Source organism: Mesorhizobium sp. WSM4310, from assembly GCF_007003935.1.
GTDB lineage: Bacteria > Pseudomonadota > Alphaproteobacteria > Rhizobiales > Rhizobiaceae > Mesorhizobium.
This window is the reverse complement of sequence record NZ_VFTA01000060.1, coordinates 1-23,639: the sequence shown is the minus strand read 5'-3', so window position 1 is coordinate 23,639 and position 23,639 is coordinate 1. Positions and strand designations below refer to the sequence as shown.

30 protein-coding genes and 1 tRNA gene are annotated in these 23,639 nt (G+C 62.8%); 15 read left to right on the top strand and 16 right to left on the bottom strand.

Features of this window, described 5'->3' with window-relative positions; translation table 11 throughout:
* Positions 1–68 precede the first annotated feature (68 nt).
* From FJV80_RS33050 to FJV80_RS33035, 4 genes are all read right to left on the bottom strand, one after another.
* A complete protein-coding gene (locus FJV80_RS33050) occupies positions 69–308 on the bottom strand; it encodes a DUF2188 domain-containing protein (RefSeq protein ID WP_095770307.1) in 240 nt (79 codons plus the stop codon).
* Between the two features lie 29 nt (positions 309–337).
* Positions 338–616 carry a DUF982 domain-containing protein gene (locus FJV80_RS33045; protein ID WP_095770306.1) on the bottom strand — a complete coding sequence of 93 codons (279 nt, stop codon included), beginning with the start codon at positions 614–616 and terminating at the stop codon, positions 338–340.
* A 108-nt stretch (positions 617–724) separates the two neighbouring features.
* On the bottom strand, positions 725–1,042 hold the full coding sequence (locus FJV80_RS33040) for an SH3 domain-containing protein (RefSeq protein ID WP_142878384.1): 318 nt from the start codon (positions 1,040–1,042) through the stop codon (positions 725–727).
* A 129-nt stretch (positions 1,043–1,171) separates the two neighbouring features.
* A complete protein-coding gene (locus FJV80_RS33035; protein ID WP_142878383.1) occupies positions 1,172–2,275 on the bottom strand; it encodes an NADH:flavin oxidoreductase/NADH oxidase in 1,104 nt (367 codons plus the stop codon).
* Positions 2,276–2,432: 157 nt separating this feature from the next.
* Between FJV80_RS33035 and FJV80_RS33030 the strand changes: the two genes are divergently transcribed.
* The 4 genes from FJV80_RS33030 to FJV80_RS33015 all read left to right on the top strand — a co-directional run bounded on the left by FJV80_RS33030 (position 2,433) and on the right by FJV80_RS33015 (position 4,047).
* Positions 2,433–3,011 carry an NUDIX domain-containing protein gene (locus tag FJV80_RS33030; RefSeq protein ID WP_019857853.1) on the top strand — a complete coding sequence of 193 codons (579 nt, stop codon included), beginning with the start codon at positions 2,433–2,435 and terminating at the stop codon, positions 3,009–3,011.
* Positions 3,012–3,109: 98 nt separating this feature from the next.
* Positions 3,110–3,331, top strand: a complete 222-nt coding sequence (locus FJV80_RS33025; RefSeq protein WP_142878382.1) for a hypothetical protein — start codon at positions 3,110–3,112, stop codon at positions 3,329–3,331.
* Entirely contained in the window at positions 3,328–3,528 is a 201-nt protein-coding gene (locus tag FJV80_RS33020) for a hypothetical protein (RefSeq protein WP_142878381.1), read from the top strand. Before FJV80_RS33025 ends, FJV80_RS33020 begins: the two co-directional genes overlap by 4 nt.
* A gap of 207 nt (positions 3,529–3,735) precedes the next feature.
* The gene (locus FJV80_RS33015; RefSeq protein ID WP_142878380.1) at positions 3,736–4,047 is read left to right on the top strand and encodes a hypothetical protein; all 312 of its coding nucleotides are present in this window, start codon (positions 3,736–3,738) and stop codon (positions 4,045–4,047) included.
* A gap of 43 nt (positions 4,048–4,090) precedes the next feature.
* Here the strand turns inward: FJV80_RS33015 and FJV80_RS33010 are convergent, their stop codons facing one another.
* The 4 genes from FJV80_RS33010 to FJV80_RS32995 all read right to left on the bottom strand — a co-directional run bounded on the left by FJV80_RS33010 (position 4,091) and on the right by FJV80_RS32995 (position 7,527).
* Complete coding sequence (locus FJV80_RS33010) at positions 4,091–4,384, bottom strand: hypothetical protein (RefSeq protein WP_185975299.1); 294 nt, start codon at positions 4,382–4,384, stop codon at positions 4,091–4,093.
* 264 nt (positions 4,385–4,648) lie between these two features.
* Entirely contained in the window at positions 4,649–6,154 is a 1,506-nt protein-coding gene (hutH, locus tag FJV80_RS33005) for a histidine ammonia-lyase (protein WP_142878378.1), read from the bottom strand.
* 341 nt (positions 6,155–6,495) lie between these two features.
* Positions 6,496–6,581 (bottom strand) — tRNA-Leu (locus FJV80_RS33000).
* A 280-nt stretch (positions 6,582–6,861) separates the two neighbouring features.
* A complete protein-coding gene (locus tag FJV80_RS32995) occupies positions 6,862–7,527 on the bottom strand; it encodes an outer membrane protein (protein WP_142878377.1) in 666 nt (221 codons plus the stop codon).
* Between the two features lie 190 nt (positions 7,528–7,717).
* Between FJV80_RS32995 and FJV80_RS32990 the strand changes: the two genes are divergently transcribed.
* Together FJV80_RS32990 and ade are read left to right on the top strand one after the other, a co-directional pair.
* A complete protein-coding gene (locus FJV80_RS32990) occupies positions 7,718–8,104 on the top strand; it encodes a hypothetical protein (RefSeq protein WP_142878376.1) in 387 nt (128 codons plus the stop codon).
* A gap of 81 nt (positions 8,105–8,185) precedes the next feature.
* Complete coding sequence (ade, locus tag FJV80_RS32985; protein ID WP_142878375.1) at positions 8,186–10,003, top strand: adenine deaminase; 1,818 nt, start codon at positions 8,186–8,188, stop codon at positions 10,001–10,003.
* 26 nt (positions 10,004–10,029) lie between these two features.
* Here the strand turns inward: ade and FJV80_RS32980 are convergent, their stop codons facing one another.
* A complete protein-coding gene (locus FJV80_RS32980; RefSeq protein ID WP_142878374.1) occupies positions 10,030–11,193 on the bottom strand; it encodes an alpha/beta hydrolase in 1,164 nt (387 codons plus the stop codon).
* A 141-nt stretch (positions 11,194–11,334) separates the two neighbouring features.
* Positions 11,335–12,441: an alpha/beta hydrolase gene (locus tag FJV80_RS32975; RefSeq protein WP_179295906.1), complete on the bottom strand. Its 1,107-nt coding sequence runs from the start codon at positions 12,439–12,441 to the stop codon at positions 11,335–11,337.
* 430 nt (positions 12,442–12,871) lie between these two features.
* Here FJV80_RS32975 and ilvA point away from each other — a divergent pair, with 430 nt between their 5' ends.
* Positions 12,872–14,128 (top strand): threonine ammonia-lyase IlvA, encoded by a 1,257-nt coding sequence (ilvA, locus tag FJV80_RS32970; RefSeq protein WP_142878373.1) that lies wholly within the window; start codon positions 12,872–12,874, stop codon positions 14,126–14,128.
* A complete protein-coding gene (locus FJV80_RS32965) occupies positions 14,125–14,682 on the top strand; it encodes a DUF1697 domain-containing protein (RefSeq protein ID WP_142878372.1) in 558 nt (185 codons plus the stop codon). The genes ilvA and FJV80_RS32965 overlap by 4 nt, the downstream gene beginning before the upstream one ends.
* 47 nt (positions 14,683–14,729) lie before the next feature.
* Here the strand turns inward: FJV80_RS32965 and FJV80_RS32960 are convergent, their stop codons facing one another.
* Positions 14,730–15,023 carry a DUF2218 domain-containing protein gene (locus tag FJV80_RS32960; protein ID WP_142878371.1) on the bottom strand — a complete coding sequence of 98 codons (294 nt, stop codon included), beginning with the start codon at positions 15,021–15,023 and terminating at the stop codon, positions 14,730–14,732.
* A gap of 145 nt (positions 15,024–15,168) precedes the next feature.
* Entirely contained in the window at positions 15,169–15,609 is a 441-nt protein-coding gene (gene gloA, locus FJV80_RS32955) for a lactoylglutathione lyase (protein ID WP_010909179.1), read from the bottom strand.
* A gap of 216 nt (positions 15,610–15,825) precedes the next feature.
* Between gloA and FJV80_RS32950 the strand changes: the two genes are divergently transcribed.
* Genes FJV80_RS32950 through FJV80_RS32940 form a run of 3 tightly spaced genes read left to right on the top strand, consistent with a single transcriptional unit; the run spans position 15,826 to position 17,794 of the window.
* A complete protein-coding gene (locus FJV80_RS32950) occupies positions 15,826–16,422 on the top strand; it encodes a cold-shock protein (RefSeq protein ID WP_032920553.1) in 597 nt (198 codons plus the stop codon).
* 24 nt (positions 16,423–16,446) lie between these two features.
* Positions 16,447–17,007, top strand: a complete 561-nt coding sequence (locus tag FJV80_RS32945; protein ID WP_095788207.1) for a DUF192 domain-containing protein — start codon at positions 16,447–16,449, stop codon at positions 17,005–17,007.
* A 19-nt stretch (positions 17,008–17,026) separates the two neighbouring features.
* Positions 17,027–17,794 (top strand): alpha/beta hydrolase, encoded by a 768-nt coding sequence (locus FJV80_RS32940; RefSeq protein WP_142878370.1) that lies wholly within the window; start codon positions 17,027–17,029, stop codon positions 17,792–17,794.
* A gap of 130 nt (positions 17,795–17,924) precedes the next feature.
* On the opposite strand, the gene speB is transcribed toward FJV80_RS32940, so the two are convergent.
* Together speB and FJV80_RS32930 are read right to left on the bottom strand one after the other, a co-directional pair.
* Positions 17,925–18,896 carry an agmatinase gene (gene speB, locus FJV80_RS32935; protein WP_095788208.1) on the bottom strand — a complete coding sequence of 324 codons (972 nt, stop codon included), beginning with the start codon at positions 18,894–18,896 and terminating at the stop codon, positions 17,925–17,927.
* Positions 18,897–19,003: 107 nt separating this feature from the next.
* A complete protein-coding gene (locus tag FJV80_RS32930; RefSeq protein WP_142878369.1) occupies positions 19,004–19,609 on the bottom strand; it encodes a hypothetical protein in 606 nt (201 codons plus the stop codon).
* Positions 19,610–19,856: 247 nt separating this feature from the next.
* Between FJV80_RS32930 and cysE the strand changes: the two genes are divergently transcribed.
* Together cysE and FJV80_RS32920 are read left to right on the top strand one after the other, a co-directional pair.
* Positions 19,857–20,705, top strand: coding sequence for a serine O-acetyltransferase (gene cysE / locus FJV80_RS32925; RefSeq protein WP_095770865.1), 849 nt, complete (start codon positions 19,857–19,859; stop codon positions 20,703–20,705).
* A gap of 153 nt (positions 20,706–20,858) precedes the next feature.
* Positions 20,859–21,062 (top strand): DUF3126 family protein, encoded by a 204-nt coding sequence (locus tag FJV80_RS32920; RefSeq protein ID WP_019857879.1) that lies wholly within the window; start codon positions 20,859–20,861, stop codon positions 21,060–21,062.
* 48 nt (positions 21,063–21,110) lie between these two features.
* Here FJV80_RS32920 and FJV80_RS32915 read toward each other — a convergent pair whose 3' ends face one another.
* Positions 21,111–21,842, bottom strand: a complete 732-nt coding sequence (locus tag FJV80_RS32915) for a hypothetical protein (RefSeq protein ID WP_142878368.1) — start codon at positions 21,840–21,842, stop codon at positions 21,111–21,113.
* Positions 21,843–21,959: 117 nt separating this feature from the next.
* Here FJV80_RS32915 and FJV80_RS32910 point away from each other — a divergent pair, with 117 nt between their 5' ends.
* Both FJV80_RS32910 and FJV80_RS32905 read left to right on the top strand, forming a co-directional pair.
* Entirely contained in the window at positions 21,960–22,295 is a 336-nt protein-coding gene (locus tag FJV80_RS32910) for a hypothetical protein (RefSeq protein WP_095770294.1), read from the top strand.
* A gap of 19 nt (positions 22,296–22,314) precedes the next feature.
* Positions 22,315–22,842 carry a gamma carbonic anhydrase family protein gene (locus tag FJV80_RS32905; RefSeq protein WP_142878367.1) on the top strand — a complete coding sequence of 176 codons (528 nt, stop codon included), beginning with the start codon at positions 22,315–22,317 and terminating at the stop codon, positions 22,840–22,842.
* 52 nt (positions 22,843–22,894) lie between these two features.
* On the opposite strand, the gene FJV80_RS32900 is transcribed toward FJV80_RS32905, so the two are convergent.
* The coding region (locus FJV80_RS32900) for an ankyrin repeat domain-containing protein (protein ID WP_348644005.1) at positions 22,895–23,639 on the bottom strand (745 nt) is incomplete at its 5' end.

Sequence of the window (23,639 nt, the reverse complement as noted above, 5' to 3'; positions counted from 1 at the left end):
GTCTCTCCTGACGTCCGCGGTCGGCGCCCTGTCTCTGGTCTGCTGGCAAGTTCTCTTCTTTGGAAAGTCTAGTCTGAAACCTCGGTCTGCGGCCGGTCCCGACCGTCAGCCAGTTCCTCGTGCCATTTGCCCTCGGCGTCCTCATACTGGATGCCGTCCGTCGCGCCTGCCACCTGCTGCTCGGCCGAGGCGATCTCGGCGGCGCGCAAGGCATCCTGATGGGTGGGAAATGTCTCCGAGAAGGTCGTACCGACCTTGTAGGCCCAGCCGCCGTCATGCTCGACGATCTTGTAAGTCAGCTTCGCCATAAAAACCTCCGGTTGAAAGGTCCGCCTGCTCAATGCAGCCGGTCGTCGGATAGCCTGTCGTCGGGCACCAGCACTTCCGATTCCCTGGCGGCCTCGATCAATGCCCGTCGCGCGTCCGCTGTCGAACGATAACCTTCCAGCACTTTGAGGCAAGTGTCGAGGGCATCACGATGACGCGGGCCGCGATTGAGCGGCCACACCGTCATGAGGCACTCCGCCGCTTCCTGGGTGCTGCGGATATGGCGATATTTGCCGACATGGCCGAGTTCGACCACGACCGGCGTTTCAAAAGGTTTGCTGTCCATCATGGCCGCAACGCAAAGCAGCCAATTTGGTTGCAAAAGTGGCCCGGAACCTGCGCCCAAAAGTCGCGTCGCGTTCTGCGACGCGCTTTTTGGGTGACATGTTTCGGCGTCTCAGTAACCGCAGTCGTTGCGCAGCCAGCGAGCGTTCGCCCAGCCGGTGGACCCGCCGATTTCGACCTTGTACCAGCTGCCGCGCCGGTCGAAAATCTCGACGTGGTCTCCATTGAACAGCTGGCCGATCATCCGTGATGACGAGTTGGGCCGTGTCCGCACGGCGAGAAAGCCGCTGCCGGTCGCCAGATTGTAGCGGCCGGACAGGCCGTGCACCGTCCCCTCGCAATATTGCGCCACGCTCGGCGTCGATGCGCCGAGCCAAGGGCCGGCGACAGTCACAAGCATCGCAGCCGGCAAGAATGCCCTGAACGACATGATCTCCTCCCAAGCCCGGCCGCGCCCGCCGCAGCCTCACCCAGCGTAACAGTTTGCCGCCGGATTTGAAGCGGGCTGTGGCAAAACGGGCTGGGCGGGATCGCGCCTGTGTCAGGAGGGCGGGCCGGTTCAGCCCGCCGCCTTCATCCAGTGCTCCATCGTCGTTACCGAGCGGGCGAGCTGCGGCGCCGGATGGATCTTTTCCTTGAATGTGGCGGCCGCGCGCCAGCCCCAGCGCGGATCGGCGAGGAAGGCGCGCGCCAGTGCGACCATGTCGGCACGGCCCTCGGCGATAACAGCCTCGGCCTGCTGGGGATCGTCGATCAGGCCAACCGCGCGGGTCGGAATGCCGGCGCCCTTGCGCACCGCCTCCGCCAGATGCACCTGATAGCCGGGACCGGTGGGCAATTTCTGCAACGGCGAATTGCCGCCGCTGGAGCAGCAGAGATAGGCGATACCCTCGGCCTTCAGGGCCTTCGCCACCTCGATCGCATCCTCGACATCGAAGCCGCCGTCGACCCAGTCCTTCACCGACAGCCGCGCGCCGAGCATCAGCTTCGGCACCGCCTTCTTCACCGCCCTGGCGATTTCGACGACCAGACGCATCCGGTTTTCCAGCGAGCCGCCCCAACGGTCGGTGCGCTGGTTGGACAGCGGCGACAGGAACTGGAAGATCAGGTAGCCATGTGCTGCGTGCAATTCGATGAAGTCGAAGCCGGCGCGTTCGGCCCGCCTGGCGGCTTGGGCGAACCGCTCGATGAGTTGCAGGATCTCTTCCTCATCGAGCGCGCGCGGCACGTTCCAGCCGGTGTCGTAGGCGATGGCCGAGGCCGAGACGGTCTGCCAGGGGTCTTCGTTCGGCTGCAGTGGCCCGCCGCCTTCCCAGGGCTTGCGGTTCGAGGCCTTGCGGCCGGCATGCGCAAGCTGCGTGCCGAATTTCGTGGCCGGCGCGGCGACGCGTCGTGCCGCATCCAGTGTGCGGCGCGCGGCGGCTTCGTTGTCGTCCGAGTAAAGTCCGAGGCAACCATGGGTGATGCGCCCGCGCCGTTCGACATCGGTCATCTCCACCGTGACCATTCCGGCGCCGGACATGGCCAGGTTCATCCAGTGGTAAAGATGCCAGTCGCTGGCCGATCCGTCCTCGGCGGAATACTGGCACATCGGCGCCACGGCGATGCGGTTGGGGAAGGTGAGGCCGTCGAGGGTGATCGGCTGAAAAAGCGATGCAGTCATAAAGAGGGCTCCGGGGAGAAGGAAGGCGTTATTTAGGCGACGGATATCTTGCATACCACACACGAGAGAGTGAAACGCTGGACCAATTGCTGCCCCAATTGCGCCGGCGCCGGTTCGCGGCTACGCCAGCGCCCGGCGACAAATACCGAGGTATCCAATGGAAGATCGTATTCGTATCCGTTCGGAAGAGGTCCTTTCCGACGACTGGGCGGTGCTGAAAAAGACCGTGCTCGACTATCGCCGGCGCGACGGGCAGTGGGAGACGCAGGTCCGCCAGACCTATGATCGCGGCGACGGCGCGGTGATCCTGCCCTACGACCCCCAGCGTTCGACGGTGCTTCTGGTGCGCCAGTTCCGCTATCCCGCCTATGTCACCGGCCACCGCGAACCGCTGATCGAGGCCTGTGCCGGGCTGCTCGACGAAAACGACCCCGAGACCGCCATCCGCAAGGAGGCGGAGGAAGAACTCGGCTACCGGCTGAAGGACGTAGAGCGGTTGTTTTCGCCTTATATGAGTCCGGGCAGCGTGACCGAGCGGCTGTGGTTCTTCGTTGCCCGCTATTCGCCCGCCGACCGCATCTCCGCCGGCGGCGGCGCGCCGGAGGAGGGCGAGGACATCGAGGTCCTGGAAATGCCGCTCGACGAAGCGCTGGCCGGCATCGCCGACGGCCGCATCGTCGATGCCAAGACGATTATCCTGATCCAGCATCTGAAGCTGAACCCGATGAAGGCTTGACCGACGTTCCGGCATGGATTGGCTCCATCCTCGCATCACGGAACAAAAGCGATCAGCGACGGTTTAACTCTCGAAGGGACCGCAACGGAAGCGGAGCAATGGTTGAGCTTTTCAATATGGAACTGGCCAAGGCCAGACAGCGCGTCAACCGCGCGGAACTCGCTCTGGAACGCGCGGAAGAAATGCTGGACGAGGACTGCGGCGTCGGAATCAATATCGCGCTTTGCAGCCGGATCAGGACCGCGCGGCGGCGGCTGATCGAGGCCAGGAAGCGCCTGACAAAGATTGATCCGCCAATAATTTTTGGCGGTTCCCCATGATGATGGCGACATTTCACCATGAAACCGCGAGAGGCGGTGAGGTATATCGCGCTGCCAGATACGCGCTTCTGACGCAGCGAATTATCCGGGATATCAAGCGCACCGATGCCGCGGCGGAGAAAGTCGAGCGAGCGCTGACCAAGTTGGCCGAAGCAAACGCGCTCGATGGGTCGCTCGGTCCGCACCGCCCCGGCTAGGCTCCGCCTCACGCGCCGTCGGCGTCAGGCTGGGGCGTCACGATATCATGGAGGCCGAAAGACGCTTCGGGGCATCGTATATTAGCAATATACGATATATTAATGGCTATAATGCAGCCTTTGGCACAGGGATGGAAATACCTCCCATCGACGTTCCGACATGCGCCCTCGAGCGCCGGAACGCTAGACCAATGCGGAGTAGAACGCATGAGTGTCGGAGCCGCTCTCGAACAATTACTGCGGCTGATTTATCGCCGGGCCATGAAACTGGCGATGTTGCCGGAGGATGAAAGGGATTCCCACTACGATCACATCCGCCTGTCATGTTGCGCGGCCGCCGAGCACATCGGGCAAGATCCCGACAGGGCAGCCATCACGGCAAACGATATGGTTGAGTTTGTTCGCGCGCTGGTCGGAATCATCGAGGTGGGCTCCGGGCCGGGCAATGAGCAAAGCGCCGATCAGCGACCGCCGGTGCCACATTCCGGCGGCCAGGAGAGTGGCGCTACGCGCATCTAGCAAACAGGGCAGACGCCCGCCTTGAGGCAGCGGGAACGAGGCGCTAACGCTCGTGCTGTACGACGTAGCTGCTGGTGATGGCGTCGTCGCCCAGCCCACGAGTCACAAAAACCCTTGTATAGCCGACCGGCAAGCCTTCTGTGACGGTCGCATCAACGAGGCGACACCGGCCAACGGTTTCGCCGTTCGGAGCGCTTGCCAGCCTGTCCTTCAGCGAAGCCATGCATAAGTCGAGCGATGCATACATGGTTGGCGCCATATCGACGGGTTTGCAGACAGAACCCTCAACCGGGCTGCACTGGAGCAAAACCATCACTGCCGCGGTTGCCGGATCCATTTTCAAAAATCGCCCGCGTTTTGACGACCCTCAACGCTGAAATGCATCCTTTGTTTCACCGCTGCTAAAACAAATGCGGCCGGCCGGTCTCGATGCGGTTGTCCCGGAAGAGGGCGAGGAATCGAGGTCCTGGACAATGCCGCTCGACGAAGCTGGCCGGCATAGCCAAAGACCGCATCGTCGATGCCGAGGCATTATCCTGGTCCAGCGTCTGAAGCTGAACCCGATGAAGGCCTGGCCGCTCGAAGTTGGCCGAGCATTGCCTTACGAACTGTGCCGCGGACAGGCCGGCACGTCCATTTCGCGGATGAAGTTGCGCAAGGCTTCCATGTCCCGGGACAGAGGCCGATCATCGGAATAGTGTGCGATATTGCCCCGCACCATTTGGTAGATGGCATCGGTACCAGGCGCGCGTGCACCGCGCACCGCCAGAAAATCATGGGCCTGCGCGGCTGCCATGAGCTCGATCGCCAGAATGTATTCGGCGTTGTCGATAACCGCCAGCAGCTTGTTGGCCGCGACGGTTGGATGAGCAAGGAAATCCTCTTGCAGGCCGGATGTGACGCCGCCGTCGGTCGCCGCCGGGGCGGCCAAACGCCGATTGACGTTGCTGAGCGATGTGGCCGTGTATTGGGCGATCATGAAGCCGGAATTGGCTCCGTCCTCGTCGGCGAGGAAGGCCGGCAAATTGTTGACAAGCGGATTGACGAGACGATCGATCCGACGCTCGCTCATTCCAGCCACCTGAGCCAAGGCGATGGTCAGGCCGTCAGCGGCCTGCCCGAGGGCCGGCGCAACCGCATGCGCCTCCGAAACGACCTGAGGATCGTTCAAAGACCCGAATACCGCCGGATTGTCGGTGACGGCAGCCAATTCGCGGTCGACAAGCTCGGCGGACCGGTCCAGCACCTCCCGGGCGGCGCCATGAACATGCGGCACGGCGCGAAGACTGAGTGCGTCTTGCGTGCGACTGCCGTGTGCCAGCGCGATAAGTTCGCTGCCATGAAGCCAGCCACGTAGCGATTTGCCCACGTCCTGAATGCCGGGTGAGGGCCTCATTGCCAGGATTGCCTCGCCAAAAGCCGGCATTTGCGCGCCTGCGGCTTCAAGCGTCAAAGCCGCCGCCGCGTCAGCCCATCCCAACAAACGCTCCGCGCGCAGCACGGCGATGCTTGTCAGGCCTGTTGCGCATGCGGTGCCGTTGACGAGGCTCAAGCCCTCCTTGGCGCCAAGCTCCAATGGCTCGAGACCCATTTCAGCCAGGGCCTCGAGCCCGCTCATGGAGCGGCCTGCCACGGTTGCATTGCCTTCGCCGATCAGGACCAGTGCTACATGCGCGTTGTGCGTCAAATATCCGGCCGATCCCCGGGACGGCACGTCGGGAACGCAGTCGCGCTCGATAAAGGTGAGCAGATTGCGGACGATCGCAGGGCTCACGCCCGAATGGCCATGGGCGAAATTTGCCACTTGAGCGGCAATGATGGCGCGCACGCCGCGTCTCGGCACAAGGTCGCCCACGCCGCAGGCGTGACTGCGAATGATATTGCGCGACAGTTTCTTTTGCAGGGCAGGCGCCACGATCTTGCTTGCCAAGGCGCCGACCCCGGTATTGACGCCATAGGCGCGGATGCCTTTGTCGACGATGGCCGCCACGATCTGGTTCGCGAAGGCGATCCTCTCCCACGCTGCCCGGCTGAGCGCCAGGGATTCGCCTTCGCTCACGCGTGCGATGTCGCGCCAACTGGCGTTTCTATCTATCGTTATTGTCATTGCCCGTTCCGAATAGCATTGCGAATGCGCAGGCGGCTGTTGGCCCGCTCGAAAGGCGGCGTGAGAACCCCTGCTTCGGCACCGTACCGCCCAACCGCGGGCATAATGGCGATGGAATTGCCGACTGATGCGACTGTAGCGACGTCGTCGGCAATAAAAGACATGCCGCCTGCGATCCGGCGCTGGGAAATCCGGCGCCCGCTTGAAATCACTTCGAGGATGACGTCGAAGACTTATCGGATCAACAGCTCACGCGGCATATGCGGCGGCGAGCCCGTGCGGGCAGTCTGACGGAGCCGAGCTTTGGGCGGCCTGCCACCCGAAGCTCGAAGAGCGAAGGGTGGTGCGGACGACGGGAATCGAACCCGTACGATCAGAGATCGAGGGATTTTAAGTCCCTTGCGTCTACCAATTCCGCCACGTCCGCAGGCCTGCTCTTTTCAGATGCCAGACACAGGCCGTCAAGTCGTGTTCTTGGCCATGCTGAACACACACCCCAGAGGTGATGGCATGGCGATACTGGTGTGATCGCGGAATTTAGCGCGCCGCGCGCAATGGGTAGGGTGTTTGCACGGCGGACTTGATCCGCCGAGGCCGGCGTCTACCAGGCCCAACCCATTCCCCCGCCCACTGGGGGCGCCGGCCGCCCCTCATCGACTTTGCTGATCACGTCACAGCTGTCGCTCGCCGATCGATGCCGGCGAGGCTCAGAACTTGTAGCTGAGATTGATGCCCACGGTGTTCAGTTTGGTATCCTGGTCGCGACCGACGAAGTCGCTGGACCCGTCATAGTGCTCGGAACCGAAATCGTAGTAGCGATACTGGGCGCCGACGACGAATTTGTCGGTCAGCGCGTAGTCGACGCCGGCGCCCACGGTCCAGCCGATATTCGCCCGTGTCTCGGAGAAGGCTGAGCCCGCTGATTGCGAGGTTTCGACCCCGGCGAAGGCGATGCCGCCTATGCCATAGACCAGCACACGATCCATAGCGTATCCGGCCTTGGCGTTGACCGATCCGAACCATTTGATGTCGGCGCCGAAATTGTTTCCGGGTTCGGCTTCCGCCGTGCCGTCGACCGAGGAATAGTTGAGGTCGGCCTCAGCGCCGATCACCGCCTGGTCGAACTGCCACAGCCCGGCGACGTGCCCGCCGATGAAACCGCCGTTTACGTCGGGGGAGACGGAAAACGGCTCGCCTTCCGTTCCTGAGATGTCGGACTGGCCCCAGCCATAGCCCGCCTGCAGGCCGGCATAGTATCCTGTCCAGTCGAAGCCGGGCGCCGTCATCGGCACATCGACCGTCGGGTCGGCTGCGAAAGCCGGCATCGACAGGACGGCAAGCAGACCGGCACTTGCGACGACAAGGCGATACATTCGAACTCCCCGGATGAAGAGCCGGAAAAATCTTGGGAGCCAAGGTAGACCGATTTACGGCAAAACGGAATCCAATTTCCGGCTGTGGCCGTGTGTCGCTCGCCGAGGCACAGGCTGTAAGCCAAGGACAGCCGGCATTGCCGGGGGAATGCCAGCGTGCAAAATGGCCGTCTTGCAGGGAAAAATCCGGATGAACAGCCTGGCTCGTCTTATCACTGGAACGGCCATCATACTGTTCATCTGCGGTCTCGCCATGGCCGAGCCATTGACGCTCGCCATCGCCAAGGCAGCGGTCGTATCCGATCAAGCGTCGGGACAGCGGGCGCTCAACCTGAAGATGACGCCGGACAGCGCGAAGGCGTTCGGCGACTTCACCAGGGCGAATGTCGGGAAGGTGGTCGACCTCAGCGTCGACGGTACCGTGGTGGCGTCGCCGCGCCTGGTCGAACCCATCCTCGGCGGCGAGGTAATGCTCAGCGGCACCTTTGCCCCGGGCGAACTCCAGCGCCTGGCGGAACGGATTTCGGCCGGCGGTGCGAAAGTCACGGTCGAGGTCGCGGCTGAGCAGCCTTTGTGAAGGTTGGACGGGCCGGTCCGCCGTTTGGCGCTGGTCAAAACCAGGCAGGCTTGGCACAGTCGCCCAAACAGGAGTCCCTTCATGGCAAAGAAGCCGGCGGCGCATGCGACGAAACCAAAACCCTGGACCGAGATGGCGACGCATCTGGTCGACGTCGCCACGGGCCGCAAGCCCGCCGATCTCGTCATCCGCAACGGCCGCTGGGTCAACGTTCACTCCGGCGAGATCATCGCCGGCACCGACATCGCCATTGCCGGCGGCCGCTTCGCCTATTGCGGGCCGAATGCCAGCCACGCCATCGGCCAGGGCACCAAGGTGGTCGATGCCGGCGGGCGCTACCTGGTGCCCGGCCTCTGCGACGCGCACATGCATGTCGAAAGCGGCATGGTGACGGTGACCGAGTTCTGCCGTGCCGTCATCCCGCACGGCACCACGTCGATGTTCATCGATCCGCACGAGATCGCCAATGTGCTGGGCTTGCCGGGCGTGCGGCTGATGCATGACGAGGCGGTGGTGATGCCCATCAACGTGCATGTGCAAATGCCGTCCTGTGTGCCGTCGGCACCGGGGCTAGAGCATGCCGGCGCCGAGCTGACGGTTGCCGACGTTGCCGAGGCCATGACCTGGGAAAACATCATCGGGCTCGGTGAAGTGATGAATTTTCCAGGCGTCGCCGCCAACGATCCTGTCATGTCGGGCGAGATCGCCGCGACGGTTCGTGCAGGCAAGACGGTTGGCGGCCACTATGCCTCGCGCGACCTTGGCTTGCCGTTCCACGGCTATGTCGCCGGCGGACCCGAGGACGATCACGAAGGCACGCGCGCGGAAGATGCCATCGCCCGTGTCCGCCAGGGCATGAAGGCGATGCTGCGGCTGGGCTCGGCCTGGTACGATGTCGCCTTGCAGATCAAGGCGGTGACCGAAGGCGGCATCGATCCGCGCAACTTCATCCTGTGCACTGACGACAGCCATTCCGGCACGCTGGTGCACGAAGGCCACATGGACCGGGTGGTGCGCCACGCCATCCAACAGGGGCTGAAGCCGGTGACGGCGATCCAGATGGCGACGATCAACACTGCCCAGCATTTCAGGCTGGAACGCGAGATCGGTTCGATCGCGCCTGGACGGTTGGCCGACCTGCTGATTGTCTCCGACCTCGCCGCAATGACCATCGATGAGGTTTATGCGCGCGGCGTCAGGCTGGCCAAGGGTGGCAAGCTCGACATCGACATTCCGGCCTATGATTACCCGAAGACGGCGAAGAACACCGTCAAGCTGGGCAAGAAGCTCAGGGCTGGCGATTTCGACATCACGGCTCCCAAGGGTGCCAACGAGGTGCGGGTGCGCGTCATCGGCGTCATCGAGAACCAGGCGCCGACGCGAGCCCTGGAGGCCGATCTGCCGGTCGAGGACGGTCTGGTCGCCATGGACCGCCGCAACGACGTCTGCCAGATCGCGCTGGTCGAGCGGCACAGGGGCACGGGCGGCGTCACCAACGCATTCGTCTCCGGCTTCGGCTATATGGGGGATTGCGCCATGGCCTCGAGCGTGGCGCATGACGCCCATCACATCATCTGCGTCGGCACCAACAAGCAGGACATGGCGCTGGCGGTCAACCGGCTGGGCCAAGTCGGCGGCGGCGTCGTGCTGTTCTCGAAGGGCAAGGAACTGGCGCTTGTCGAAATGCCGATCGCGGGCCTGATGTCGGACGAGCGCGCCGAGATCGTCGCCGCCAAGGCCGAGAAACTGACCGAGGCGATGCGCAAGATGGGCTGCTCCCTGAACAACGCCTACATGCAGCACTCGCTGCTGGCGCTGGTGGTCATTCCGGAGTTGAGGATTTCCGACGTCGGCCTGATCGACGTGACGACGTTCCAGAAGGTCGACCTGTTCGTCTAGACCGACCTCCGACGCGGGTGATAGGCTCACCCGCCGGTGACGATGGTCAGCACCTTGAACGGCGTGGTTATGACGACCTCGGCGACCGAACCGACGGCCTTGCCGAGGCCTTGGCCGAGATTGTTGAGCTGCGCCGGATCGGGTTCGTCGGAGGCCAGGCCAGCAGGGGTGCGCAGGCGATCGCCGAGCAACTGCACCAGGATGGGATTGTCGGCGAATTTCGCGTGGTTGAGGCCACCGTCGCCGCCCTTGATTTTGGTCAGGTCGGCCACCGACACGCCATAGCTGGCGAGATCGGCCGCATTGCCATAGTCGCCGACACGCGGCTTGTCGCCGGAGATAAGTGAAGACAATTTGAGCGCACGGTCATCGCCGGACAGCAGCACGGCAAACGGCTTGTCCGGCTTGCCGTATCGGATCATCTGCTTTTTGAACACGTCGACATCGATGTCGGGCGACGCCAGCACGACATAGCCGAGTTTGCCGCCGAGATCGCGGTCGCCGGTGATGGCGAGCTGGCGCAGCGCCTCCATGGTCAGCCAGGTTCCCATCGAATGGGCGATGATGTCGATGCTCTTGACCCGTGTCTTGGCGAGCATTCTGAGCGTCGCCTCGAGATCGTCGCGGGCGGCGCTGGCGCTGTCCTTGTCGTAGATATAGCCCGTCGTCTTGGCGCTCGACGCCCATGAGAACAGCACCGGCGTGCCGGGATATTTCGTGTCGTGGGCGATCTGCGTCAGCCGGTAAATGCCGTCGTCGAAGCCATTGTTGAAGCCGTGCACAAACACCAGTGCGCGATCCCCGCGCACGGCAATGTCGGCGCCGACCGCCTTGGCGAATTGCGAGGCATCGCCATAGTGGACGACATTGGTGGCGGTGAATTGCTTTGCCGGGATCGAGTTGGCCGAGCCCTTGGCCCGCTCGATGGCGCCGATCTGGTGGACCTTCGGCACGGTGACGTCGACACGGGCGTAGCTGGTGGTCAACGAGCGATCGCCGTCGAACACCTGCCGCGGATCCTTGGTCGCCTGCTGGCGGGTTGTAGCGACGAAAATTTCGTGCGTGGCCGCGATGTCGGAGGCTGGCACCGACACATTCGTCTTGTTGAGCAGATCATGCGTGTTCTGGCCGGCACAGCCGGCAAGGGCGAGCGTCAACGCGAGGACGAAACTGTTCAAGCGCAAGCTCAAGCGCCGGCTCCCATGAAGGGGACGTCAAAAGCATGACGTCACCGCTATTGCGATAGAGCCAGAGACCGGCGCGGTCCAGTTCAAAGTGGCCCGATACCTCGTGAATGGTGAACAGGCACGGCGAAATTCGCGCCGCCGCATCTACTGCCCGAGCAGGCTGACGCGGTCGGTCACGTCCCTGTCGCTGGCAAAACCGTCATCTTCGCGCAGCCGCTGGCCGATCATCTTCACCAAGGCCGGATTGTCGGCGAATTTCGTATGGTTGAAGCTGTCGCTGCCCTTGACCTTGGAGAGATCGACCACCGTCACGCCGTAGGAGGCAAGATCGGCAGCATCCTTGTAGTCGCCGACGCGTGGCCGTGAACCGGCGATCAGGCCGGAAAGCCTCAGCGCGCGGTCGTCGTCGGACAACAGCAGGATGAACGGCTTGTCGGGCTTGCCATAGCGGCGCATCTGGCTCTTGAACACGTCGACATCGATGTCCGGCGAGGCCAGCACCACGTCGCCGAGCTTGCCGCCAAGGTCGCGGTCGCCGCTGATGGCCATCTGGCGCAGGGTTTCCATGGTCACCCAGGTTCCCATCGAATGCGCGACAATGTCGATGCGGCGCGCACCGGACTGCTGCAGCATGCGCAATGTCACTTCGAGCTGGTCACGTGCGGCGCTGGCACTTTCCTTGTCATAGACATAGTCGGTGGTCTTGGCGCCCGATGCCCAGGAAAACAGCATCGGCGTGCCCGGATAGCCGGAATCGTGGACGATCTGGGTGAGACGGTAGACCGCGTCGTCGAAGCCGGTGTTGTAGCCATGCACGAAGACCATGACGCGGCCGCCGCGCGCCGCGATATCGGCGTTGAGCGCGCTGGAGAATTTCGGCTGTGTGTCGTAGCCGACAACCTCGGAGGCCATGAAATATTTGGCCGGGTCATCCGACTTGCCGCGGGAGCGCCGTTCGATCTGGCCGGTCGTGTGGATCCCCGGAACGGTGACGTTGACGCGGGCATAGTTCAGCGTCGCCGAGCGCTCGCCATCGAAAACCTTGTTGGGATCGTCGGATTTCTTGCGCGTCGTGGTGATGAAGATCGAGTGGTTGCCGGCGATATCCGTCACCGGCGCGGCGACGATGGCGCTGCCAAGCAATTCCTGCGTTTGCGGGCCGGCGCAGCCGGCGACGAGCAAGGCGAGACAAACAGTAACGATCTTCTTCAAAGGCACGCCTGAAATTTCCACTCCGGCCAAAAGGCCCATCTACCCCCGCGACACCTCCCGGACAGGGAGAGTGCGGCAGAACTAAGTCGTGTCCAGCCGAAATGTGGTCAGCGCCTGGCTACGACCATCGGACTGTTGCGCGAAAGCCAAAGTGGCGGAGGAAAAGCCGGGAAAAGGGCAGCCACCTCCAGCTCGAGGCGGATGCCGGATGCGTCGGCCGCGAAGGCTCGCGTCGCTTCGATTTCGCGACCAGTCGATACAACGGCATGAACAAATGGGTACAAGCGCTTGCGAATATTATACGAATTTCGGCTGAAGAGAGTTGCGAACGACCGGACAATGGCGTTGCGGGGCCGGATATGCCATAGGCAGGATCGGCTGTGAGAGATCAGCGTGCAATAAACACACGCTGCGCGGCCATGTCGATGACAAGGGTCCGCGCTGACATGCGGCACAAGGTGGCTTCCCGATGAACAGTTTCTCCTCCCGCGTTGCCACCGCGGCCGCTGCGATCCGCCAGATCTTTCCGGAAACGCCGCTGCAGGAAAACGACTATTTGTCGAAGAAGACCGGCGCCCGGGTGCTGCTGAAGCGCGAGGATCTGAGCCCGGTGCGCTCCTACAAGATCCGTGGCGCCTTCAATTTCTTCCGCAAGGCGCTTGCCGCCGGCAACCAGGCCGAACTGTTCGTCTGCGCGTCGGCCGGCAACCATGCCCAGGGTTTTGCCTTCGTCTGCCGCCATTTCGGCAAGAAGGGCGTGGTGTTCATGCCGGTGACGACGCCGCAGCAGAAAATCGACAAGACCAGGCTGTTCGGCGGCGATTTCGTCGAGATCAGGCTGGTCGGCGACTTTTTCGACGACTGCTATCGCGCCGCTTTCGAATTCACCGAAAGCTCCGGCGCTCACATGGTGCCCCCCTTCGACCACAAGGACATTATCGAGGGTCAGGCGACGGTCGCCTATGAGATCGCGGACCAGATGCCGGGTGCGCGCATGCCCGACATCATCATGCTGCCGGTCGGCGGTGGCGGGCTCGCCGCCGGCGTCACGCATTATTTCGCCGACCAAGGCCGGGAGGCGCGTTTCGTCTTTTGCGAACCGGCCGGCGCGCCGAGCCTGCATGACAGCCTTGCGGCGGGAAAGCGGCTGAAGCTCGCTAAGGTCGACAACTTCGTCGATGGCGCGGCGGTAGCCGAGATCGGCCGCGAACCCTTGCGGTATCTCAAGGAATTCGCGGCCGACACGGTGCGGCTGATCCCGGAAAACCGGCTCTGCGCGACCATGATCGAGATGCTCAATGTCGAAGGCGTCGTGCTCGAGCCGGCCGGCGCGTTGGCCATCGATGCGTTGAAGGATTTTTCCAGGAAGGAGATCCGCGGCAAGACCATTGTCGCCGTGGTTTCGGGCGGCAATTTCGATTTCGAGCGGCTGCCGGATGTCAAGGAACGAGCGTTGCGCTTCGAAGGCCTGAAGAAATACTTCATCATCCGCTTCCCGCAGCGGCCGGGCGCGCTGCGCGACTTCCTCGAAATGCTGGGTCCGGACGACGATATTGCGCGCTTCGAATATCTGAAGAAGTCGGCGCGCAATTTCGGCTCGGTGCTGATCGGCATCGAAACCAAGGACCGCCGTAATTTCGACCTGCTGAAGGCAAATTTCGAGGCCGAGGGCGTCCAGTATCAGGACATCACCGACAACGAGACATTGGCGGGCTTCATCATATGAGCGCAAAGGTCTTCATCGCCCTGTTTTCCGGCATCAATGTCGGCGGCAACCGCATCGTCAAGATGGCGGAACTGCGCTCGTTCTTCGAGGATCTCGGCTTTTCCGGCGTCGGCACCTATGTGCAGAGCGGCAATGTCGTGTTCCGGGCCGGCAAAGGCGACGCCGCCGCGCTGACCAGACAAATCGAAGCGGCGTTCGAGAAGAAATGGGGTTTTCATTCGCGCATCATGGTGCGCGATCTCTCCTGGTTGGATCGGCTGGTGAGCGAAAATCCCTATCCGGAAGCGGCCGCCGATCACACCAAGCTCCACGCCTATGCGCTGGAGCGTGAGCCGACCGCCGAAGAGGTGGCGCGGCTGGCTGAAAAATGCACCGGCCCCGAGCGCTTCGAAGTCAAGCGAGACGTGCTCTACCTCAGCGCGCCGGACGGGCTCGGCAAGTCAGTCTTCGCCAACCTCATTCCGCGTGTTCTGAAGGTGCCGGGCACCGCGCGCAACTGGCGCTCGGTGCTGGCGCTGCTGGAGATGGCCGGCCGGGCCGGCGGGAAAGCATGACCCCGAAAAATGGGTACCGGTTTTCAGGATCGTGCTCAAACAAACACCTACGCTGCCGTCGCCGGCTTCCAGTCGAAGGTCAGTTCTTCGCGGAAGGCAAAGCGCTTGACGTGGTCGGCCACGACACTTTCCAGGCGCTCGAGCGATCCCGCTTCGTCGGTTGACACCACGATGTGCAACGCTGCCGTGTCCGCATCTATGACAGTACGGCCGAGCGACAGATCGATCGTGCCATGGGTGGGATCGAATTCGACGGGAAATTTGTGCGCCCAGTGCTTGCACAGTTGCTGCAGATAGCGGCTGGCATGTTCGGTGGCGACATCGGCACGGCTGGTCGGCATGAGTGAACTCTCCGGAAGGGCAGGCGCCCATTGCTTGACATGGCGCCAGACCTGTCAGGCTGGCGCCATGTTCGGGTAGATAGGTGTCTTCGTGAAAAACGCCAAAAGGCGGCCGGGCAACTTCCGCCCGGTGCCAGGCCGACGCCTACCAGCTTCCCGTGTTGGCCATCGAAGCCCAGGGTTCGGCCTTGGCTTTCGCTGGGCCCTTCTGCAGAAGCTCGATCGAAATGCCGTCCGGCGATCTGATGAATGCCATGTTGCCGTCGCGCGGCGGCCGGTTGATGGTGACGCCATTGTCCATCAGATGCTGGCAGGTGGCGTAGATGTCATCGACCTCATAGGCGAGGTGGCCGAAATTGCGTCCGCCCTTGTAGTCTTCCGGATCCCAGTTGTAGGTGAGTTCAATCAGCGGCGCCTTGTCGTTGATGCCGCTCTGCTCATCTTCGGAGGCGGCGAGGAAGATCAGCGTGAAGCGGCCCTGCTCGTTTTCGTAGCGGCGGACCTCCTTCAGCCCGAGCTTGTTGCAGTAGAAATCGAGCGAGGCATCGACGTCGGCGACGCGGACCATGGTGTGCAGATAGCGCATGAGTTTTCCTCGATCTGTTGGGATGCGGCGCAACATAGGGTCGGCCCGGCGAAAGGGCAATCTCCCGCGGCCGGCGATGCCGGCAAAGAACAAATCCGGTATTCCCGCAATGAACCGTGAAAAAAGGCAGGGAAGGTCTTGCACACACCGGAAGCCGCGGTGTTAATCTGGTGTCAAGAATCAGTTGCGGTGTTCTTGAAAAAAGGGGGCATTCTTATGGGGGAAAAGGCCTCTTTGACGGGGCGGGCCGGAACCCTTGGCGACGCCTTGAAGCGCGACGAAGGCGGCGACGCCGCCGACCTGACCGAAATTGCCGGCGCCATCAAGTGGTTCGATGTGGCCAAGGGTTATGGGTTCATCCTACCCGATGACGGTGTCTCGGGCGATATCCTCCTCCATGTGACATGCCTTCGACGCGACGGTTTCCAGACTGCCCTGGAGGGCGCGCGCGTGGTCTGCCTTGTCAAGCAGGGCGATCGCGGGCTGCAGGCCTTTCGTGTGCTTTCCATGGATGTCACCACCGCCGTCCATCCCGCGGAAATGCAGGAACAGCGCACCCATGTCGCGGTGACGCCGGAGAGCGGACTCGAACGCGCTTTGGTCAAGTGGTTCAACCGCACCAAGGGCTTCGGCTTCCTGACGCGCGGCGAAGGCACCGAGGACATTTTCGTCCATATGGAGACCTTGCGCCGCTATGGCATCACCGAGCTTCGGCCGGGGCAGGTCGTGCTTGTCCGTTTCGGCCGCGGTGATAAAGGCCTTATGGCCGCCGAAATTCACCCCGATATGGGCACCTTGCCGGTTTCGCACTAGGACGATTTCGGCAGAGGATCGTGGATGACTCGCAGGAACTGGCTGACGGCGGGCGTTTTTTGCGCCATTGCGGCCGTGATCGTGGCCGCAGGCGCTTTCTTCTATTCGGAACGGCCGACCTCGGCCGACAGTCGGGCGATGATCCTTCCGGTCGACCCGACGCCGCTGGTCGTGGCGACGAAAGATGGGAATCGCTCCTTCTCGATCGAAATCGCCGACAACGACGCGGAGCGCGAGGCCGGCTTGATGTATCGCCAGGACATGGCGGACGATCACGGCATGCTGTTTGTCTTCGAGATACAGCAACAGGTCAGTTTCTGGATGCAGAACACGCCGATGCCGCTTGACCTGATCTTTGTCGGCCAGGATGGCAAGATCCGGGCCGTCAAACATGGCGAGCCGCAATCCCAGGCCATCATTTCGCCCGGCGTGCCCGTGCGCTTCGTGCTCGAGCTCAAGGCCGGCGCCGCCGCCAAATACGGCATCGGGTATGGCGACCTCTTGCGCCACCCGGCAATTGGCACCGTATCCGGGCCTGGCATGCCACCGCCGGACAATGGTGACGCACCCAACGGCGGCGGCTGAACGCGAGGTGGGGCAGCCGATGCAGTTCTTCTCTCATGACCGGTTCGATCTTGCCTTCCTCGACCGCCAACCGGCATCGGGGCAGGGTGATCCCGTGCTCATGATCCACGGCTTCGCCTCGAGCCACTACGTCAACTGGGTGTCGCCCGGCTGGTTCAAGACGCTCAACGATGCCGGGTATCGCGCCATTGCCTTCGACAATCGCGGCCATGGCTCGTCATCGAAGAGCTATGACGAGGCTGACTATACGCCGGCGAAAATGGCCTCGGATGCCGCAGCCTTGCTCGATCATCTCGGCATCGAACGGGCCCATGTCATGGGCTATTCGATGGGCGCTCGCATCGCGGCGTTTCTGGCTCTGTCGGATCCGGACAAGGTGGCGACGCTGGTCTTTGGCGGCCTCGGCATCGGCATGATCGATGGCGTCGGCGATTGGGATCCGATTGCCGACGCCCTGCTTGTCGACGATCCGGCCACGACCACCCATCAGCGCGGCCGCTCTTTTCGCGCTTTCGCCGACCAGACCCGCAGCGATCGCCGGGCGCTTGCCGCCTGCATCGCCACATCGCGTGAATTGCTGAGCGAGCAGGACATTGCCCGCATCGCCCAGCCGACGCTGGTCGCGGTCGGCACCACGGACGACATTGGCGGCTCGCCAGACGAACTCGCCGCCCTGATGCCGAACGCCAGGGCTTTCCACATCGAGGGCAGGGACCATATGCTGGCGGTCGGGGACAAAACCTTCAAGAAACGCGTGCTGGAGTTTTATGCTGAATATCCGCTTTGAGCGGTCTGCCGGTGGGCAGGCGCGTTCCAACGACAATCGCACCCTTGGCCTGCTGGGGATCGTTCTCAACGGGCTATCGGTGGCGGCGGGCTGCCCATCCTCGCGGCAATGGCGCCGACCATGGGAGCCTTCACCTGATCTTGCGCGTTCTCGCTTCATGGACCGACTTCGCCAGCACGCATAGCAATTCGAACATCATCGTCGCACCCGCCAGCGCCGTCATGCTGCCGAGATCGAATGGCGGCGCCACTTCCACGACATCGGCGCCGACAATGTGCAATCCGTCGAGTAGGCGGACCATTTCCTGCGCCTCTCGGGTGGTGAAGCCGCCGAGCTCGGGCGTGCCTGTTCCCGGCGCCATCGACGGGTCGATGCAGTCGATGTCGAAGGTCACATAAGTCGGGCCGGTTCCGGCGATGGCGCACGCTTCTTCCATGACGCTGGCCGCGCCGCGCCGGACGAACTCCTCCATGTAGATGATGCGAATGCCCTGGGCGACCGCCCAGTCATGCTCGCCGGGCTCATAGATCGAGCCGCGAATGCCGATCTGCACGACCCGTTTGGGATCGAGCAGTTCCTCTTCGATGGCGCGGCGGAACGGCGTGCCGTGCGTGTAGGGATTGTCGCCGAAATAACGGTCATTGGTGTCGGAATGCGCATCGAAATGGATCATGCCCACCGGACGATCCTTGGCGACGGCTCGCAGCACCGGCAAAGTCGTCAGATGATCGCCGCCGGCGGCGAGCGGAATGGCGCCTGCCGCCACGATCGCAGCGACGCCGTCCTCGATGCGCTTCAACCCGTCCATCAGGTTGATCGGATTGACCGAGAGGTCGCCGACATCAGCGACATTGGCAATGCTGAACGGTTCGATGCCCGACACATGGTGGGCGCGCCGCATCAGGCTCGACTGGTTGCGGATCTCGCGGGGGCCGTGCCGTGCGCCGGCGCGGTTGGTCGTGCCGCCATCCCACGGTATGCCGACGAGCGCGATATCGAGCCCTTCGGCGCTCGCCACCGCCGGCAGCCGCATGAAGGTCGAGAGCCCGGCAAAACGGGGAACGGCCGAGGCATCGACCGGCTGGAAGAAATTGCTGCTCATAATGTCGGCACCTCAGAAGAATTCACGTTTGACGATTTCGGCGATCCGCCCCTCGCAGTCTGGCTTCTTGTGGCCACATGCAAAAGCCCCGCGAACCCCGGCGAAAATCACGAGGTCCTTTGCAAGGCCTCCAGCGAGCGCGCCATGTTCAGCCTGGCCTGCGGCTCGAAGCGCTGGCGAAATTCCTCGGTGAGGAAAATGTGCGCGCGGGCAAGGAAATCCTTCAGCACGGCTCCCCGCCCGGTACGCCACACCGGCTCCTCCACCCAGCCATATTCGCGGCGGACCGCGCGTTCATAGGCGTCGAACGCATCCGGCGCGGCGCCCAGGATCGACAGATCCATGTCGAGGAAGAGGCTGGCGTCGCGTGTGGCCGCGTCGTCATCGAACCCGGGCAACTGGTGCGTGGCGGTGGCGAGGATCATCGCGCCGATGCGGTCCAGGCGCTCCGGTTCGGCTCGGCTCGCGAGCTTTTGCGCGGCAAGCGCGGCACTTCTGGCCTCATTGTCCTTGGCCTTGCTGTCATAGATGGCGTCGTGGAACCAGATCGCCGCTTCGACGGCTTCCGGATCGCTGAGCAGCGCTCGGTAATCGCCGGCCAGCGCCAGCATCGCCTCGATATGGGCAAGGTTGTGATAGTGACGGCTTTCGGCCAGGTAGAGCGCCGCGAGTTCCCGTTTCAGCGGTTCGTCGATCAAGGGCTGGTCTTCCATGTTGGTCATCCGTCCAGTTAATCGATCTCAGCCTCTTCGAGCCAGTCACTCGGATCGTCCCGGCCGCTGGGCGCGAAAGGCAGCTTTCCGGCGACTCAGCGATCAAGGGTTCGTTTTCCATGGCCGCTTGAATTCCTGCGAACCAAATCCATTTGACACAGCACTAAGGAAAATTGAGTTCAATCATGCTATGATCTGGCTTATATGTGCCGCCGGACAACAGGCAAGCCAGCAGGACGCGACGTCGATGAACAGCATCAGCATTTCCCGCCATAGCGCGTTGCAGCCGGTCGATCCGATCTGGCGTTCGATCCGCGACGAAGCGATGGACGCCGTCAACCGCGACCCCCTGCTTGCCGCGTTTCTCTATTCGACGATCCTCAACCAGGAGAGCCTGGAAGAGGCCGTCATCCACCGGATCGCCGAGCGGCTTGCCCACCAGGATATCGGCTCCGACCTGATCCGCCAGACCTTCAAGACCATGCTGGCCGACGACAAGGAATGGCCGACGACCGTGCGTGTCGACATCCAGGCCTATTACGACCGCGACCCGGCTTGCGACCGTTTCATCATGCCTGTGCTCTATTTCAAGGGCTTTCACGCCATTCAGACCCATAGGCTGGCGCATTGGCTGTGGACCCAGGGCCGCAAGGATTTCGCGCTCTATCTGCAGAGCCGCTCGTCCTCGGTCTTCCAGACCGATATCAACCCGGCCGCGCGCATAGGCAAGGGCATCTTCATCGATCACGCCACCGGCCTCGTCGTCGGCGAGACCGCGGTCATCGAGGACGATGTGTCGATCCTGCACGGCGTGACGCTGGGCGGCACCGGCAAGGCCGGCGGCGACCGCCATCCCAAGATCCGCCGCGGCGTGCTGATCGGCGCCGGCGCCAAGATTCTCGGCAATATCGAGATCGGCCATTGCTCCAAGGTCGCCGCCGGGTCGGTGGTGCTGTCACCCGTGCCGCACAACAAGACGGTTGCCGGTGTGCCGGCCCGCGTGGTCGGCGAGACCGGCTGCGACCAGCCTTCGCGCCAGATGGACCAGCTCCTGCCGTCGCAGTCGATGGACCAGGTGATCAGCTTCGATATCTGATTTCCGCGCCGGCGCGCCGTCCGGCGCGATTGCGATTTTGTCCGGCGGCGCTGCCGCTTGCGGTGCAATACGGCCGGCTTGCCTTTACATCGCCATTGTCGACGTGCCAGAAGCGCCCTTCAAACCAGCAAGCCCGATGATCGGAGAAGACTGTTGAAGCCTGACGAAATCAGAAAGCTGGACGCCTATTTCAAGCGCGTCTTCCAGAACCCCAAGCTTGAGGTCAAGGCACGGCCGCGCAAGGAAGATTCCGCCGAAGTCTATGTCGGTGACGAGTTCCTCGGCATCGTCTTCAAGGATGAGGACGACGGCGACTACAATTTCTCGATGGCGATCCTCGACATCGATCTGGGCTAATCCCGTATCAAATGGCAGGCCGCGCCAGGCGCGGCCTGCGACTGTCTCTCAATGTCCGCTCTTCAGCATTCGCCCGGCCTCAGCGGTCATTGCCGCGTCGAGTGCCTGCCAGTCGCCAAGGAATTCCTTGGGAAAACGGTAGGTGAGGCTGAGATCGTCGCCGACATGGATGTCGCGTTCGCACGGCGCCAGCGATTGACCGGCAGTCGGCCCGCTCAGGCAGCGGGCCACGAAAAGGTCCTTTCCCCCGCGCTTGCCGACCACCAGCACCTCGTTCAGGTAGCCTGATTTCTCATTGAAACCGTAGACCGTCGTGCCGCCTGGTCCCGGAATGCCGGGCTGGACGATCAGCGCGCTGTAGATCGGCGTGAACCGGCCGCTCATGTCGCGCGACATCATCTGCTGTTCGAAGGACAGGAAGATGATCTTCCTGTTGGCTTCCGAGTGATTGAAATCGTCGCGGGCCGCCTCGCTATACCCGTCGATCTGGGGATAGCGCAGATAAAGGTCGAGACGCGAAGCGATGCCGTCGCGCCGGGCCTGGTCGAAACGGATGAAATTGGCCGGCACGGAAATCACATTGTTGCCGATCACCACCCGGCGCACCGTCGTGTCGTCGGTATATCCGGCCATGGCGATGCTATGGCCGAACCATTTGCCGCCAAGGCTGATAGCGACCGACAGCAAGGCAAGTGCCGCGAAGGCATAGAACACCCGCTTCATCAGCGTGGAATCGACCACGGTGAGTTCAGGGCCGTCGGCGATCGCTGCCTGCTTCATCTCGGTCCTCATCCCAACCGCCATTTCCGGTGTCCCCCGGCGGCACACATCGCGCGGCACGGCTCTTGCAACCTTCCTGAAACGACTGTGCGATTTCATGGTAAATGGAGGGTTAAGATGGCTCAGATGGAACTCTTCCTGTTTGCTTTTGTCGTCGGGCTGACAGCGTGCGGGCTGACGGGCTCGACGATGGAGTTGTTGTCGGGCCGCAAGGTCGCCTTCGCCGAGCCCTATGTGTCGCCGGCGCATGTGCTGCGCTCGCTGGCGGCCACCGTTGGTGCCGGGCCGTTCATGCTGGTCAACGATGCCCTCGATGCCCGCCGCGAAAAGCGCATTTCGACGATGGCGCTCTTGTCATGCGGTTGCACGGCGATCGCCTGGTCGCTGGCGCTGGGCATCGTCGTGCTTGCCATTGCCTCATGGACGATCCGTCTCTTAGGGTCCGGCATCTGAGACGATTCGGAGGCCGACAATGCCGCTTTATGCGATCGACGGAACGCAGCCCAGCTTCGCCGACGCGGGTTCAAACTGGATCGCGCCCGATGCGACGCTGATCGGCGACGTGCGCGTTGGCCGCAATGCCGGTTTCTGGTTCGGCGTCGTCATTCGCGCAGACAATGAGCCGATCATTATCGGCGCCGACACCAATGTGCAGGAACACGCGGTCATGCACACCGATCCCGGCTTTCCGCTGACCATCGGCGAGGGCTGCACGATTGGCCACCGGGCCATGCTGCATGGCTGCACGATCGGCGACAACAGCCTGATCGGCATGGGCGCCATCGTGCTGAACGGCGCCAGGATCGGCAAGAATTCGCTGGTCGGCGCCGGCGCGCTGGTCACCGAAGGCAAGGAATTTCCGGACAATTCGCTGATTGTCGGCTCACCGGCCAAGGCGATCAGGGTGCTGGACGACGCAGCCGTCGCCAGGCTGCGCGGCTCGGCCGCGCACTACGTCGCCAATGGCAAGCGCTTCAAGGCAGGGCTGAAGAAGGTCTGACGCCAGTTTCGGCCGATCCGTATCGCCACGGGGTGCGTCCCGGACCGGGCTATTATCTATTAGTGCCGCGCCCTGCCATGGCATCACGCAGCAATGAAGCACCGGCTTCAAAACCGGCACTGTCCGCTTCCTCGATGGCTGTCGCATAGTCATCGATGCGGGTTGCAAGAGTAGGGTCGGCGCCAGCCGCCAAAAGCAGGCGGATCGCCTCGGCGCTACGAACGGCCACCGAATAGTGTAGCGGCGTCCAGTCGTTCACGCCCCGCATATTGGGATCGGCGCCAGCCTCGATCAACATCTGGATGATTTCCGGTCGGTCGGCCCGGTCGGTGGACAGCGCGGCAATGATTGCCGGAAACCCGCCGTGATCCCCGTAATTCGGATCCGAGCCTGCATCCAGCAATGTCGAGATGAAGCCGACCGGGCTCCAATAGATCGCGTATTCCAAAGGATGTCCGAGGCCGAGTTCGAACGGCATACGTTCGTCGAACCAACGGGGCGAACCGCCCAGGGCTTTGCCAAGGCCATCGAAGTCGCCGGCCTTGAAGGCATCGTCGATCGCCTTGAACAGGCGATGGCGCTCGCATCGATCTTCCGGGATTTCCAACATCGCCGTGATCCAGAGGACGAACCAACAGCCTATGATGCCGCGATCCGCCGTCCATGGAAAGGAGGCTCTGGATAGTCGGATGCGCCTACCCAACCCTGATTGGGTTTCGAGCATCGCCAGAAATGGCGGAGCCGGCCCGGGGACGGGGCCGGCTCCTTTGACCCGGTCGTTGGGGACGGGGAGGGTG

Excerpts from the sequence above, each read along its gene's own strand:
- FJV80_RS33050 (WP_095770307.1), bottom strand. The coding sequence starts at position 308 with ATGGCGAAGCTGACTTACAAGATCGTCGAGCATGACGGCGGCTGGGCC.
- FJV80_RS33045 (WP_095770306.1), bottom strand. The coding sequence starts at position 616 with ATGATGGACAGCAAACCTTTTGAAACGCCGGTCGTGGTCGAACTCGGC.
- FJV80_RS33040 (WP_142878384.1), bottom strand. The coding sequence starts at position 1,042 with ATGTCGTTCAGGGCATTCTTGCCGGCTGCGATGCTTGTGACTGTCGCC.
- FJV80_RS33035 (WP_142878383.1), bottom strand. The coding sequence starts at position 2,275 with ATGACTGCATCGCTTTTTCAGCCGATCACCCTCGACGGCCTCACCTTC.
- FJV80_RS33030 (WP_019857853.1), top strand. The coding sequence starts at position 2,433 with ATGGAAGATCGTATTCGTATCCGTTCGGAAGAGGTCCTTTCCGACGAC.
- FJV80_RS33025 (WP_142878382.1), top strand. The coding sequence starts at position 3,110 with ATGGTTGAGCTTTTCAATATGGAACTGGCCAAGGCCAGACAGCGCGTC.
- FJV80_RS33020 (WP_142878381.1), top strand. The coding sequence starts at position 3,328 with ATGATGATGGCGACATTTCACCATGAAACCGCGAGAGGCGGTGAGGTA.
- FJV80_RS33015 (WP_142878380.1), top strand. The coding sequence starts at position 3,736 with ATGAGTGTCGGAGCCGCTCTCGAACAATTACTGCGGCTGATTTATCGC.
- FJV80_RS33010 (WP_185975299.1), bottom strand. The coding sequence starts at position 4,384 with ATGGATCCGGCAACCGCGGCAGTGATGGTTTTGCTCCAGTGCAGCCCG.
- hutH (WP_142878378.1), bottom strand. The coding sequence starts at position 6,154 with ATGACAATAACGATAGATAGAAACGCCAGTTGGCGCGACATCGCACGC.
- FJV80_RS32995 (WP_142878377.1), bottom strand. The coding sequence starts at position 7,527 with ATGTATCGCCTTGTCGTCGCAAGTGCCGGTCTGCTTGCCGTCCTGTCG.
- FJV80_RS32990 (WP_142878376.1), top strand. The coding sequence starts at position 7,718 with ATGAACAGCCTGGCTCGTCTTATCACTGGAACGGCCATCATACTGTTC.
- ade (WP_142878375.1), top strand. The coding sequence starts at position 8,186 with ATGGCAAAGAAGCCGGCGGCGCATGCGACGAAACCAAAACCCTGGACC.
- FJV80_RS32975 (WP_179295906.1), bottom strand. The coding sequence starts at position 12,441 with ATGGGCCTTTTGGCCGGAGTGGAAATTTCAGGCGTGCCTTTGAAGAAG.
- ilvA (WP_142878373.1), top strand. The coding sequence starts at position 12,872 with ATGAACAGTTTCTCCTCCCGCGTTGCCACCGCGGCCGCTGCGATCCGC.
- FJV80_RS32965 (WP_142878372.1), top strand. The coding sequence starts at position 14,125 with ATGAGCGCAAAGGTCTTCATCGCCCTGTTTTCCGGCATCAATGTCGGC.
- FJV80_RS32960 (WP_142878371.1), bottom strand. The coding sequence starts at position 15,023 with ATGCCGACCAGCCGTGCCGATGTCGCCACCGAACATGCCAGCCGCTAT.
- gloA (WP_010909179.1), bottom strand. The coding sequence starts at position 15,609 with ATGCGCTATCTGCACACCATGGTCCGCGTCGCCGACGTCGATGCCTCG.
- FJV80_RS32950 (WP_032920553.1), top strand. The coding sequence starts at position 15,826 with ATGGGGGAAAAGGCCTCTTTGACGGGGCGGGCCGGAACCCTTGGCGAC.
- FJV80_RS32945 (WP_095788207.1), top strand. The coding sequence starts at position 16,447 with ATGACTCGCAGGAACTGGCTGACGGCGGGCGTTTTTTGCGCCATTGCG.
- FJV80_RS32940 (WP_142878370.1), top strand. The coding sequence starts at position 17,027 with ATGCAGTTCTTCTCTCATGACCGGTTCGATCTTGCCTTCCTCGACCGC.
- speB (WP_095788208.1), bottom strand. The coding sequence starts at position 18,896 with ATGAGCAGCAATTTCTTCCAGCCGGTCGATGCCTCGGCCGTTCCCCGT.
- FJV80_RS32930 (WP_142878369.1), bottom strand. The coding sequence starts at position 19,609 with ATGGAAGACCAGCCCTTGATCGACGAACCGCTGAAACGGGAACTCGCG.
- cysE (WP_095770865.1), top strand. The coding sequence starts at position 19,857 with ATGAACAGCATCAGCATTTCCCGCCATAGCGCGTTGCAGCCGGTCGAT.
- FJV80_RS32915 (WP_142878368.1), bottom strand. The coding sequence starts at position 21,842 with ATGAAGCAGGCAGCGATCGCCGACGGCCCTGAACTCACCGTGGTCGAT.
- FJV80_RS32910 (WP_095770294.1), top strand. The coding sequence starts at position 21,960 with ATGGCTCAGATGGAACTCTTCCTGTTTGCTTTTGTCGTCGGGCTGACA.
- FJV80_RS32905 (WP_142878367.1), top strand. The coding sequence starts at position 22,315 with ATGCCGCTTTATGCGATCGACGGAACGCAGCCCAGCTTCGCCGACGCG.